This is a genomic window from Paracholeplasma manati (assembly GCF_025742995.1).
Lineage (GTDB): Bacteria > Bacillota_I > Bacilli_A > Acholeplasmatales > UBA5453 > Paracholeplasma > Paracholeplasma manati.
Map to the genome: position 1 here is coordinate 313,164 of NZ_JAOVQM010000003.1, position 13,462 is coordinate 326,625.

The window sequence follows — 13,462 nt, forward strand, 5'->3', positions numbered from 1 at the left end:
TTACCTCTTTCTTGTCAATGATGCAGTTCTATTAATATTATAGTCTTTAAGGAGTTGAATTGCATCCTCATATTTCATGGCTTTACCTAAGTAGAACCCTTGAATGATATCGGCACCACTCTTTTGTAAGAATTTAAATTGCTTTTCATCTTCGACCCCTTCTGCGATGATGTCGAGGTCCAAGTTCTTCGCGAGCGAGATAATCATATTAATAATCGCGCGCGAGTGTTTGTCTGCGGTGGAGTGCTTGACAAACTCTTTATCAATTTTAATCGCGTTGATTGGCAATTCTTTGAGGTATAACAGGGAGCTATAGCCTGTACCGAAGTCATCTAGATGGATATCAAAGCCTCTAGATTGTAACAATTTGAGTTTTTCAATGATGATATCAAACGAGGTCATTAAGAAGGTTTCTGTGATTTCAATCGATATCGCATGTTCTTTTAACTCATATTGTTGATAAGCGTTGACGAGTTCGGTGACGAATCCGGCTTGTAAAATTTGAACAGGTGAAACGTTCATCGAAATCTTAATGTCGTAATCTTCAAGTTCTTTCGCAAGTTTGAAGGTTTCGTTCATCACGATACGACCAATATCAATAATCATATTGTTATTTTCGGCGATTTCAATGAATTCAGATGGGGAGTCGAGTTTATATTTCGGATTATCCCAACGCACCAAAGCTTCAAATCCAACAATTTTTTCTGAATTGATGTGGTATTGAGGTTGTAAATACATCACGAATTCATGGCGTTCAATCCCAGTCATCATGTCGGTTTCGATGACTTGGCGACGCGATAAGCTTTGTCCAAAGGTAATGTCATAAACCACTGGTTTTTGAGAGTGGAACGCGGCAGCACGGTTCAGCGCTAAAATCGCATTGTCATAAACTTGGTCTTCATTGATCGATACATATTCATCGCTATCGATGTTAAACTGACCAATTCTGAATTGTAAGACGAATTTGTTTTTATCGACATCGATGGGTTTTTCAAAAGCTTCTGTTAATCGATCGCCCCAGTTTTCAATCTGATCGTAGCTCGACAGATTTTCAAACAATATACCAAAGCGGTCAAACGAAATATGGTATAGCGAAGCTTGTAAATCGTATAAGGTTTCTTTGACGGTTTTCGCAACATAAATCAGTACTTCACCCGACAGTTTTTCACCGATGACCTTGGTGATATCACCATACTTAAAAATCCCAAAGATGACCAAAACGTTTCGATGTTTAAAGCGTTTTTCATCGGAGACGAGGGCTTTCACATCGGCCTTCATATAGTTCATATTCGGTTCATTTGTGATATTGTTATAAAACGCGATTTCGCGGTGATATTTATAGGTTTCTTCTAATTTAGTGATATCATCACCGACCAACGCATAAGTCAATGCGTAGCGAACCGGGATGAATCGAATATAGATTTCACCGCTTGGTACAGCGAATTTTGCAACAAACGGTTCTTGTTTTTTCAGTTTTTCAAACGCTTCTGTGCCACCATCTCTTAGCGGGATGTCATCGACAGATTTGTACTTTTTAAAATTACGGATATTGCGCTTAAAGCTTGCGTTATAAAAGAATATTTTACCTTTACCATTCACTTTTAATATGTATGGTTTGACATAGTAATGGATCAGTCTCGCCGATTCGATGTCTTCAGATTTAGAATCTAATATACGATAAACTGCGAACATACTTGAGATGAACACAATCATAATGATGATGAATGCAAACATCAAACTGTTGGTTAAAAATGCCATGGATTCCAACAAATCATAATAATTGATGATTTGACCAAAATAGATGCCACCTTCACCTTCAAGGGTTTGCATCTGTGAATAAGCGAAAAAGGTCGGTTCGTCAAACATCGTGTATTGGCCTACACCGGCAGTTTGATTGTCACTGTTGATGCCTTGGAAAAATGTAGTACGTTCACCATCGATGAATGCGTCCCCAAATTGTAAGGTATCCATATCCCCTTTTTGATCTAGGAATGTATACCCATCTCTATGAAATACGACGTAGCGATATTTTAGAACGTTAAACGGCTCTACAATGGTATTAAAATAGGTTTGTGCATCGATTAATGCAACCACATTGTCATACTCAAACGCGACGTAATTGGTGGTGGTAGAATACCCATCTAAAATCAAACTGAGTGGGTATACGCTGATGTTTTGATCATAATAGGTCGTGTCATTGTATCTGAAGGAATAGCTATAGAAGGTTCCATTGACGGTATAACCTGTATTGGATTTTTCAACCACGAGGTCATAAGCATCGAGTGCGTTTAATTGAATGACCGGATTTAAGCTTTGATCGCGGTATTCATCAACCATTTCCTTGAACGTATCATAGGTCTGGTTTAAGGTTACTTCAACGCGTGTCGATATCCCTAAATTATAGGTTCTAAAGGATTCTTCAGCACGAGACGAAATGAAGTTTCGTGTAATCGACATATAAAAAAGCACCAATATGATGGAGAGGATTAAAAACAAGGTTGTGAAAATGATGGCCAAGCGTATACGATAACGACCCATAAGTGTGGTACCTCATTCAAAAGATGTTTATCTGTGTTGACATACTTCAAAAAACATCGCTATGATGTCTTTATACATAATATATAACTAATTATAACATTTATTAAGAAAAAAGCACTCATTTATCCAAAAACGGTGCTTTTTACAAATTTTGTTTTATTGATGACGAACCAATTCAAGTCTTGAAATGGTCAATCCAGTTCTTAAGGCTTTCAATGAGAATAAGAACTTGCCTTGATTGATGATGATTTGGGTCGAAATATGGATGGTGTTGCCATCGGTACCATTGGTGGTTAACGTCGATGCGACGGTATCCCCCAGTAAAATCGATATTGGCATTTGAGCCAAACTGCTTTGATTGCTAGAAATCGATAATTCAACGATATATTTACCATATTGTGCGACATCTAAACCAAAACTCATCAAGCCATCTTTATCAAAACTCACTTGGCCATTGTTCAAATGAACCCCGTCATTTTGATAGAGTGGTTGGGTTAAGTCCAGTTTTGTTTTACCCCAAGCCTCGGTATTGACCTTAACCACCTTGTTCATCGCGACTTTATCGGCGATGGATTCACTGGTCTTAATGCGTTCAATATTGGTTACCACATATGTATTTTGTTCGACGCCATTATTGACGATGATCATCGTCGTGTTGGCGTTCTTTTTGATTTGAATGTGGTGTTTTTCACTGCTCACAGCTTCAATTGAAAAATGATTCTTCGCTTTGACCACATAATGCCCAATCAATGGGTTGAAGTTCGCGATGGACTCACCATTGACTTTAATGTCATCTAAGAGTGGGGTAAAGTGGTGTGGGGCTTTGAAACGATATTCGATGTTGTGTAAACGTCTAAACGATGGTGAATCCATCAAATAAAGACAAATGTTTTTCGCAACCCTTTGGGCTTCTGCTTTGGTCAAGGACCCATCATTAAAGGACGATAATGTATTGTCATTCATCGAATTATTCAACGCGTCTACAACCACCATATATAAATCGTTTTGAGATTGAATCATCGCACGGGTATTGGATTTATCCCCGGTTGAAGTTTCATCGTTCATCTTCGCCCACCAGTCGGTCATGATGATGCCTTTAAAGCCCCATTCTTTACGGACAATGGTTGTGTTCAAATCGTAATTGGAAGCTGCCCAAATCCCGTTGATTGGATTATAGGAAGTCATGATGGCTTTCGCATGCGCTTTACGAACTGCTTTTTCAAAACCCTTTAAATAGATTTCTCTTAAAGCACGCTCAAATACCACCGAATCGGCGTCAAAACGACGGTATTCTTGGTTATTCGCAGCTAAGTGTTTAAGGGTACCTGTAACCCCTGCGGCTTGTAAGCCTGCAATGATGGCTGATGCCATATCGCCGGTGAGTTGCGGGTCTTCTGAGAAATACTCAAAGTTTCGACCACACAATGGGTGACGGTGGATATTCATCCCTGGACCTAATAAAATATCGATTTGATAGGATAACATTTCGATACCGATCAAATAATATAAGCTTTCTAATAAGTTGGTATTAAATGTCGCAGCGAGCGCTGTCCCATTAGGCAGTGATGTCGATGGCATGCCTGAATCCATACGAATCCCTGAAGGACCATCCGAACAACATGCGATTGGTAAGCCGTGGGCTTGTAGTTTTTCAGTCACACCACCAAACGCGGATGCGGTACCTGGGGTGACTTTTGGTGAAGACATGCCTTCACCTCTCACCAGTTCTGCAAGTTCAGTCAGTGACAACTGGGAAACAAATGCGTCTAAAGACACCTTATGTTGATAGACATCGATGAGGTTTCGCTTTTCGAGACACGTATGTTGAATTTCTTTTGGTAAATTGTTTTCGATACGATCTTTGATTTTATAGGTTCTAATCGGTGTCGGTTCATAACTTTCAATGAATCTTCCATTTTGAACAGATGCTTTCAATCGATTGAACGGTTTGATCGGTCTCAGTGCCTCATAACAAGTATCGATGATTTCCGTATCTGGGATTTCAAATTCAAAGAACGTGATATCGGTTTTAACATCGGTAGATAGTGTCACTTGGTAATACCCTTTTTCTAGCACGTAAGTGGACGCTTTACCCGTTAAACCGACTTCATCATAGGATGCGAAATCGTATTTATCAAATTGAATGTATACGGTATCGGATTCACCTGGTTGTAAAAGGGCTGATTTAACAAACCCAACCAAGGTTTTGGCTGGTTTACCCAATAAGCCTTGAGGGGCTTTAACATAGGCTTGAATGACGGCTTTGCCTGCAAAATTGCCGATATTTTTAACGTCTATTTCATACTCAAAATCACGGTTCGTTTGACGTACATGATAATCAAATGATGTATAAGACAAGCCAAATCCAAATGGATATCTAACGGCTTCTGGTTTGAATGTTTCAAAATAGCGATAGCCAACGTAAATATCTTCAGTATAGATGTTTTCATCATGACCACCAAAATGAGCAGTCGATGGGTAATCTTCAACGCGATAAGCAATCGTATCCGGTAGTTTGCCCGATGGGGTAAACACGCCGGTTAGGATATCCGATACGGTACGACCACCTTCTTGGCCACCATGCCAAACATAGAGTAACCCTTGAATTGGGTTTTGATCCATAAATGATAAATCGATGATGTTACCAACGTTTAAAACGACGATCACTTTTTTGAACGTCGAGGATACTTTTTGAATCATCTCAGATTCCAAGTCGGACAAATAGTACGACCCCTTGGATAACGAATTGTCTTTATCTTCACCAGCGGTTCTACCAATACAAACCACAGCGATATCGGAAAAATCCTTCGCTTGTTGTAAGGTTTCTTCAGATAATGTCATTTCGATTTGGCTCCATGGCTCACTCGCCCACATGCCAGAACCGGCATTGAATGGGTGTTCTTTTTCCCAAGTCATGTACGTGTTGACCAAGGTTTTATTGAGTTCAACCAAAGGGTTTTCCAGCAAGGCTTCTAAAATCGATGTGGTATAATCGACATTCACCAAACCGCCTGAACCGGTACCACTCTTGTAGTAATTGGTTTGAATACGTCCAAAAACATTGATTTTAACGTTTTGGAGCGGCAATACATTTTTGTCATTCTTTAATAAGACAATCCCTTCCGTCGCGGCGATTCGGGATAAGTCTTTTAACCCTTGGAGTGGTTTCATTTCCAATGGTTTAAACAGTTCTAAATAAGATTTCATAAAAACACCTCGTTTGAATACATATATATTATAATGAAATCGGTTTCCTTTTACCAGTAAAAAAAGGTTACAAATCGTAACCTTAGTTGGAAAGTCCTAAATGTAATTTAAATACTGGTAATAAAACGGTCAAATGGATGAATAGTAACGCGACCAAAATCGGTGTGCCCCCCACGGTGAGTGCGAGGAAAAATGAATATAATATCGGCACGATTAATAATATAGAAACGACCGTGGTTAAGCCATAAACACCATGTTTAACCCAAACATAATCCGTTTTTGAAACATAAAGTGACACCACACCTAATAGGGATGGCACGAAGAATAAGAAAGATGCACCGGATAAAACAAACCCTGTGATCAAAGCCAATAACAAATGGAAAGCAATCCCGAAAATGAGGAAGGCACGCATCTTTTCAAGGGTGTTTACTTTTACAGTATAGTATTGATATCCAATCCCAATCAACAAAATCATGAATAACAAGGTTGGTAATTCAGACCCGTTCATTCGTACATAAGTGAGTGAAAATGGGGTTCTACCAAAGAGTGCCATCAATTGTGCGAAACCATATGCGACCACAATAAAGCCCACAAATACCAGTAAGAATCGGGTGGTATAATGTAAGACCTTGCCCGGTTCAACGGCTTTTTGACGATATAACCACACAACCAAACCTATGAATAACAATAAGGTTACGATATGCATGATATTGGCGAGTGTTTCACTGTATGAAACGAAGACGTTCGCGAACAAGGTAAAGAATACCGCATCCTGGTTCGAAACAAAGTAATCGACATCCCCGTAGGCTTCATCCATCGCGTACGTTTTAACCAGCGGTTCGATTTGTTCACCATAATGTTGAATCGATGACACATGGACTTCTAAATAATTATCCAGTGGGGTATGGTAGTGAGATAACCCTTCTAAAACAGCGAAATTGATGCCTTGTTTGTCAATCGAAAGAAATTCCGTAAAATCGGTATAGTTTGGCATCACTTGATAAACCGCAGTGGCGAGACTATAAGATACCGGTAAATTGGCTTTTCGATAAAAATCGATGACTTTGAGGTTATTGGATGAGGTTTCAAACATGTAAGCTGCCCCACTCACACCTCTAGCTTCAATATTGATGATAAAACCAATCTTGTCCATCAATTCGGTTTCAGTCGAGATCATTCTCGCCCCATAAAGACCTGTTTCTTCTGCATCCGTAAATAAGAAGTAAATACTGTTTTTAGGGTTAGCATCTTTATATAAATAGGCGATTTCTAACATTGTACCCAAAGCGTAGCCATCATCCGCTGCGCCATAAGAGCGACCAAGTTCACCATAACGACCAATGTGTCCGCGTGAATCATAGTGGCCCACCAGCATGATGCCGACTTCTGTTTCCCCAGGAATAACCCCCAAGACATTTTGGATATCATATTCAGTGCCTTCATTGAGTTCTTCTTTGGTGTAATTATATTCTGTGACATTCCCTGCACCTACATAATCAATCAGGGTGTTTTTAATATACTGTCTGACCGCTTCATGAGCCACTGGGTCAAACACGGAATGGGGTTCTCTTGAGATTACTTCAATGTGCTCTAAAGCACGTACCGCTGAAAACGAACCATCAGACATTTTTGGTTTGGGTGTGTACAACACAAATAAACTTAAAAACAGTGAAACAACCAGTGTCCATAACGCGACTTTTTTAACAATGATCATACGATGTTCTCCTTCAATACTTTGAATTTCAAAGCTACAGTTAACATCGTACCACCAAACCGACAATATTTCAACTAGGTTTGAACATCCAAGTATCTATAAAAATGAAAACATGTGAATAAGATTGAACTTACTCACATGACTTGTCGATTGTTTGACAAAGTTGGTCTTTAGAAGACCGATGTTGACCTAATTATTTTTTAGGTGCTGGTTTCGCTGTTGAAGGCTTAGCTGGTTGTGCAGGTTTTGCTGGTTGAGCTGCTGGTTTAACTGGTTGTGGTGCTGGTTTCTTAGCTTGCATGTGTGGTCCCCCCCTTTACTGTTAAAGTCGTTTTATATGCATCAAACGGCACCCAAATCCTTGTGATGATCGCACCGATTAATCCGCTAAACAAGGGTGTTTATTGGATTATAATCATCGTTTGAAATAGGTCACCTTTGGTCTCTATTAAATATCCAGCTTCATTATACTCAAGCGCTTGTAAAAGTAAAGATAAATCATTCGGTTTTAAGGCTTTTTTTAATAATTTTTAAAAATAAAAACACCCCATTCGTTTTTTGAATATGGGGTGTGTATTTTAGGTGTTTTCAATAGCTAATAAGCGGTATTGTGTTTGGTCGATGAGTAACGCACCAATTGGCGCGGTGATGAGAATCGCCATCACGGCGATGGCCAGTATTTCAGTACCTTTTGCCATCCCTAAAGCGAGGGGTATCGCACCAATGGATGCTTGAACGGTCGCTTTTGGTATATAGGAAATAACCATAAACAGTTTTTCCTTCTTTGTGGTATTCGATTGAATCGTACAAACCCAAACACCCAATAAACGAATGATCAGCACGCTAACGATTAACCCTAGACCAATGAACCCGATGGTTGGTATCACAGAGATATCTAACGCTGCACCGACCAAAACAAACAACAACATTTCGGCAAACAACCAAATCTTCTCGTATTTTTTTAACAACCGACTAGATAATATCGGATAGTCTTGATAAATCATCAATGCTAAAGAAACAATCGAGAGTAATCCTGAATAATATAATGCATTTTCTAACGATATGAGGACTAGAGAAAGCCCTATGATGATCAACACTTTAATGGTATCTCTGATGTGCACTTTTTTGAAAAAGATCACCAGTAGTTTGCCCAACAATAAACCATAGACCACACCTAAGATGACCTTAAGTGGTAAAAAAACAACATCCACCACTTGAAATGTCCCGGTTTGATATATAGATATACCAATTGTGAATAACAAAATGACATAAATATCATCGGCAGACGCCCCTGCCATCACCATATCCGGAATACCGTGTTTCGAACCGTATTTTCGTTCTATCAAATGAAGCATTCGTGGCACGATGACCGCTGGCGATACAGCTGCCAAAATCGTCCCTAAGATGAACCCATCTAACCATGTCCAACCCAGCATAAAATGTGCGAATAAAACCGAACCAACAATCTCAAAAGTAGCTGGTAAAAAAGTCAGTAAAATGGCGATTCTACCCTGTTTAATGATTTTATGAATATCCAGTGATAAACCTGCTCGAATGAGGATAATGACCAAGGCAAGTGTCCTTAAATCACTGGATATCAACAATAGATTCGAATCCATTTGATTCAAAACATGTGGTCCTAAAACAATCCCTGTTATAATAAACCCAATCAGGGTTGGTAACTGGATTTTTTTGAATAAGGCGGCCAAAACCAAGCCCATGAGTAAGAGTAAACCTAAAGATAATAACATAAGAACCTCCATAAAAATAAAACTTCCACAACCAAAAAAGTTGTAGAAGTCATCAGCGAACGCGGTTTAAGTCCTTAGACTATGGGAGTACTTCATTCCCAAAGATAGGATAATCTAAATAAACAAAGATGTCAAACACAATCAACATAAAACCATTTAAGGGGTGGTCACGACAATGTCAAAAGGATAATCAAAGGGCATATCACTCGCATATAAATATACAATCATGGATGATTTTGTTTGGGTCAAAGTAGTGCCCTGAAAATCGACTTTGTGAAAATCATAATACAATGGATTGCTTGACGGATAAATCACGTAAATCGAATAAGGACTTGATAGGGTGATTTCAGAACCGATTGGAAAATCCAATTGTATGGTCATAAAATCAAATGTGGTGGTTCGTTCAAATGTATACGTACTTGGTGAATTGATAATGAGTTCTGGTGTTTCTAAGTTAAGCCTGTCTTCATCGAGGGTTTTAATTTCAATGGTTAAGTCCGAAAACTCAAAATCGACATACAAATAATAATAACCAGCGGTTGGAATGGTTTGAATGAACCCTATATAGTCAGTGATATCTGAACTGGTAAGAAAGGTCGGATAATAGTTATGCGGCAATGACATACTCACCAGTTTAATCCTCGAATTTCCCAACGGTTTGCTGGATTCAATGTAGTAATTACCCGGTTCTAAATACACTTTATAATAGCCGTTTTTAGATATATAACCATTATGGTAAATCGGTGATAATGCATCAATCATCACTGGAAAATCGAAGCTTGGTAGCGGGAAAAATCGATTGGTATCCTTCACATCCAACACATCGATGGTTGTTTGAGTCAACAGGCTTTCAAATCGATAGTGAAGTGTTTTATTTTCGAATGTAAATTCAAAAGTTAATTCGTAACGCATTTCAGTGTCTGAAAAACGTATATCCATGGTTGGATGGATTCGATAATCGCCCTTTTTGGTTGGATAAAGTTGAACCAATGTATCATAAATTCGATCTAAATCCTTATCTGAAAAAAAGTTTTCCAATTCACCTTTGAGCACATAATGCTTATTATTCTTCTTTGTAATCACTAACGATTTGGTTTTAATTTCAATTTCACCTACCACATCATCGGTTTGGTCTATTTCGACATAAAAATGTTTTTCATGAGAGGATAAACTGACTTGGTAGGTATGTAATTCTCCATCGATTTTGGTTTGGATAAAGTTACCAGTTTTGTCTTCATAACGAACATAATATGGGTCACGTTGGTATTCACCTGTGATGGTTTCTTCCTCAGTGAATTTCAGAGTATTGAAAGAAACCTCAGCCATTCCAGACATGGTAAACGAATACTGATTAACCGCACTTTCAAAAGCTTGGATTTTTTCATCGAGTTCTTTACCGTACAACCCTAAGGAAATCGCTGAACATCCGGACATAATAAAAATGAAAGCCAATACTAACATCAATTTTTTCATCGTAGCACCTCTAATAAGTAACTATATTTAGTATAGCATATTATTTTATAATATTCTATCCTTTATCAAAAAAAGCCCTGGGTTCAGGGCTATTGATTAATTACTTTTTATGTTGTTTGATGAGAATTCTCGCATAACCGCCTGTCCCATAACGAACACAGGTAGAAACACGGCTCAAGGTCGTCGAACTGATGTGGGTTTCTTGGATGATTTGTTCATATGTTTTCCCTTGTAAAAGCAGCTGAGCTGCGTGAAGACGTTGTGCCATCGCATCTACTTCTTTGATCGTGCACAAATCTTCAAAAAACGCATACGCTTCTTCAAGTGACTCTAATTTTAAAATACTTTCGAGTAAAACATCGTTCATCGGGTTCTTCAGTTTCGACATAAGTGGACCTCACTTCAGAAAATCATCAAATATTTGTTCAAAATTTTCTATATTTTGGATGTTTTCACTGAAAATGATACTCGAATTTTTCATAAAAAGCAATCGAGAGGACACTAATTTTGCAAAACGTAAGTCATGTGTGACAATTAAGATCCCAATTTGAGCTTTTTTGAGTTTTAAAATGATATCGACCAAATCATCAATAGACTTGACATCGAGTGCAGAGGTTGGTTCATCAAATAACAGTATTTTTGGGGAGGTTGCTAAAGCTCTCGCAATCGCGATCCGTTGTTTTTGACCACCCGATAGGGTAATCGGATACGCATCGATTTTATCTTCTAGTCCTACCAGTTTTAATAAACGATTGGTTTCTTTTGAAATACTGTCCTGATTTTTTTTATACACCAGTTTCGGTGCGAGTTCTAAATTCTCTTTAACCGTTAAGTGTTCAAATAACGCGAAATCTTGAAAGATGAATCCCATCGATTGATACAAAGCACGTTTGGTTTTTTTATCCGCAGATTGGATGGATTGACCCGAAATATAGATGTCCCCTTCGGTTGGTTGTTCCAGATTCGCAATCAGTTTTAATAACGTACTTTTGCCAGACCCAGAAGGACCAATGATGCTTAAGACTTCACCGGCATCCAGTCCAAAACTGACATCTTTAACGGCTTGAACTTGTTTGAAGTTTTTGGATAGGTTTTTCGTTTCTAGTAACATCAGTTCACCCCATACGCAACCAAACGTCTATTTTCAATCCGTTTGAATATATATACAATGACATAGGTCATCACCAAATAGAGCAATGCCGCAACAAAATACGCTTCGACTCTAAAATCCTGACTCACCGTTTCACGGGTGTTCCGTAAGATATCGGAAATCGCAACCGCACTGACCAAAGCCGTGTCTTTAACCAATGTAATCATTTCATTCGCAATCGATGGCAATGTTTTATGAATGGTTTGAGGTAATATCACATGTCGAAACATCTGATACGGGGATAAAGACAAGGCTTTTGACGCGTCGTATTGAGATTTTGGTATGGCATTCATCCCACCTCTAAATATCTCAACAAAATAGGCAGTATAGTTGATGATGAATGTGAATATCGCGCCATAAATCTCATCGATTAAGAAGATACTTCCGAATAAAATCGGTAAACCATACACCACGAAAAAGAGTTGTAAAAGTAATGGGGTCCCACGAATGATCCAAGTATACCCATCCAATAAACGATTCACAATGCCAATATTGAGTTTTCGAATGACCGCTAATAACAAGCCTAGAGGTATCGACAATAGGGTCATAGAAAAGACTAAAAGGGTTGTTTTCGACCCTTGTAGTAAGTATAGTAATACCTCAATGATGTAATCCATTAGCCTCTAATAAATAAGTCTGCGCCAAAATACTTTTGAGAAATCGTTTGGATTAAGCCCTCTGCGTATAGTTCATCTAAAATGTCATCCACACGATCGCGTAGTGCTTCATCACCCAATCTAAAACCAATCCCATATTGTTCAGAACCAATGATTTCAGTACCGATTTGATAGGTATTGTTGTTTTTCATAACGACATATCTAGCATAAATCACATCCACGACAACAGCATCCACTAGACCTGCATTCAGCGCTAAGACCGCTTCGGATGATGTGTTGTATTTCTTGACTTCATCGATTGAATTTAAGATGGTTGTGTTTTTACCCACAGAAATATCTGCAGACGAACTGGTTTCGACACCAATCGTTTTACCAGATAAATCAGCGATGGTATTGATGTTCGAACCTGTTTTCGAAATGATGACTAAGCTATTATCGAAATAAGGTTTGGAAAACGTCATTTCTAATTTGCGTTCGTCGGTGATGGTTAAACCATTCCAAATCGCGTCAATACGACGTGATTTCAATTCCACCACTTTCGCATCCCAATCGATGTAACGGAACTCTAATTGAACGCCCATGCGTTCAAATACGAGTTTCGCAATCTCAATATCAAACCCGGAAGGTTCACCATCTTCTAAGAATCCCATCGGTGGAAAATCTGTATACCCAAGGATAAATGTCCCTTTATCCGTGATATACTCTAAATCTGTTTTAGTGCTTTGACAAGCGGATAGTAATACACCACTTGTTAAAATGAGAACGAATAAAATCCATTTTTTCATAAATCAGTTACCTGCCTTTTCTACACTCATTATACTTTATCGCACTAGAGTAGTAAAGACTATTGGCTATGATAACGATTTCATAAAGTCTTGTGTTAACACAAAAAATTAGATAAAGGAAGTCAAGAATAACCAGATTATTTTTTATATCTATTTTTGTGCACACCTAAAAACCAGATTTGTAATCTAGTATTTTAAGTAGTATAATGAAATTGAAATTTATTGGT

General features: G+C 38.4%; 9 protein-coding genes and 1 riboswitch. All 9 genes read right to left on the reverse strand.

The annotated features are described in order from the left end of the window. Entirely contained in the window at positions 1 to 2,538 is a 2,538-nt protein-coding gene (locus tag N7548_RS05740; protein ID WP_263608514.1) for a putative bifunctional diguanylate cyclase/phosphodiesterase, read from the reverse strand. A gap of 156 nt (positions 2,539 to 2,694) precedes the next feature. Further along, a complete protein-coding gene (locus N7548_RS05745) occupies positions 2,695 to 5,745 on the reverse strand; it encodes a glycoside hydrolase family 3 protein (protein WP_263608515.1) in 3,051 nt (1,016 codons plus the stop codon). 82 nt (positions 5,746 to 5,827) lie between these two features. Continuing rightward, entirely contained in the window at positions 5,828 to 7,459 is a 1,632-nt protein-coding gene (locus N7548_RS05750) for a M28 family peptidase (protein WP_263608516.1), read from the reverse strand. Positions 7,460 to 8,037: 578 nt separating this feature from the next. Next, a complete protein-coding gene (locus N7548_RS05755; RefSeq protein WP_263608517.1) occupies positions 8,038 to 9,210 on the reverse strand; it encodes a cation:proton antiporter in 1,173 nt (390 codons plus the stop codon). Positions 9,211 to 9,246: 36 nt separating this feature from the next. Continuing rightward, a riboswitch (Fluoride riboswitch) is annotated at positions 9,247 to 9,319 on the reverse strand. A gap of 47 nt (positions 9,320 to 9,366) precedes the next feature. Beyond that, positions 9,367 to 10,683 carry a hypothetical protein gene (locus tag N7548_RS05760; RefSeq protein WP_263608518.1) on the reverse strand — a complete coding sequence of 439 codons (1,317 nt, stop codon included), beginning with the start codon at positions 10,681 to 10,683 and terminating at the stop codon, positions 9,367 to 9,369. A 100-nt stretch (positions 10,684 to 10,783) separates the two neighbouring features. Then, positions 10,784 to 11,071, reverse strand: coding sequence for a YerC/YecD family TrpR-related protein (locus N7548_RS05765; RefSeq protein WP_263608519.1), 288 nt, complete (start codon positions 11,069 to 11,071; stop codon positions 10,784 to 10,786). A gap of 9 nt (positions 11,072 to 11,080) precedes the next feature. Beyond that, positions 11,081 to 11,794 (reverse strand): amino acid ABC transporter ATP-binding protein, encoded by a 714-nt coding sequence (locus tag N7548_RS05770; RefSeq protein WP_263608520.1) that lies wholly within the window; start codon positions 11,792 to 11,794, stop codon positions 11,081 to 11,083. Further along, entirely contained in the window at positions 11,794 to 12,450 is a 657-nt protein-coding gene (locus N7548_RS05775) for an amino acid ABC transporter permease (RefSeq protein WP_263608521.1), read from the reverse strand. The genes N7548_RS05770 and N7548_RS05775 overlap by 1 nt, the downstream gene beginning before the upstream one ends. Continuing rightward, positions 12,450 to 13,235, reverse strand: a complete 786-nt coding sequence (locus N7548_RS05780; RefSeq protein WP_263608522.1) for an amino acid ABC transporter substrate-binding protein — start codon at positions 13,233 to 13,235, stop codon at positions 12,450 to 12,452. The genes N7548_RS05775 and N7548_RS05780 overlap by 1 nt, the downstream gene beginning before the upstream one ends. Between the last annotated feature and the right edge of the window lie 227 nt (positions 13,236 to 13,462).

What these genes read in the sequence shown, in the direction of transcription:
- N7548_RS05780 (WP_263608522.1), bottom strand. Translation starts at nt 13,235, where the DNA reads ATGAAAAAATGGATTTTATTCGTTCTCATTTTAACAAGTGGTGTATTA.
- N7548_RS05750 (WP_263608516.1), bottom strand. Translation starts at nt 7,459, where the DNA reads ATGATCATTGTTAAAAAAGTCGCGTTATGGACACTGGTTGTTTCACTG.
- N7548_RS05770 (WP_263608520.1), bottom strand. Translation starts at nt 11,794, where the DNA reads ATGTTACTAGAAACGAAAAACCTATCCAAAAACTTCAAACAAGTTCAA.
- N7548_RS05760 (WP_263608518.1), bottom strand. Translation starts at nt 10,683, where the DNA reads ATGAAAAAATTGATGTTAGTATTGGCTTTCATTTTTATTATGTCCGGA.
- N7548_RS05755 (WP_263608517.1), bottom strand. Translation starts at nt 9,210, where the DNA reads ATGTTATTATCTTTAGGTTTACTCTTACTCATGGGCTTGGTTTTGGCC.
- N7548_RS05765 (WP_263608519.1), bottom strand. Translation starts at nt 11,071, where the DNA reads ATGTCGAAACTGAAGAACCCGATGAACGATGTTTTACTCGAAAGTATT.
- N7548_RS05745 (WP_263608515.1), bottom strand. Translation starts at nt 5,745, where the DNA reads ATGAAATCTTATTTAGAACTGTTTAAACCATTGGAAATGAAACCACTC.
- N7548_RS05740 (WP_263608514.1), bottom strand. Translation starts at nt 2,538, where the DNA reads ATGGGTCGTTATCGTATACGCTTGGCCATCATTTTCACAACCTTGTTT.
- N7548_RS05775 (WP_263608521.1), bottom strand. Translation starts at nt 12,450, where the DNA reads ATGGATTACATCATTGAGGTATTACTATACTTACTACAAGGGTCGAAA.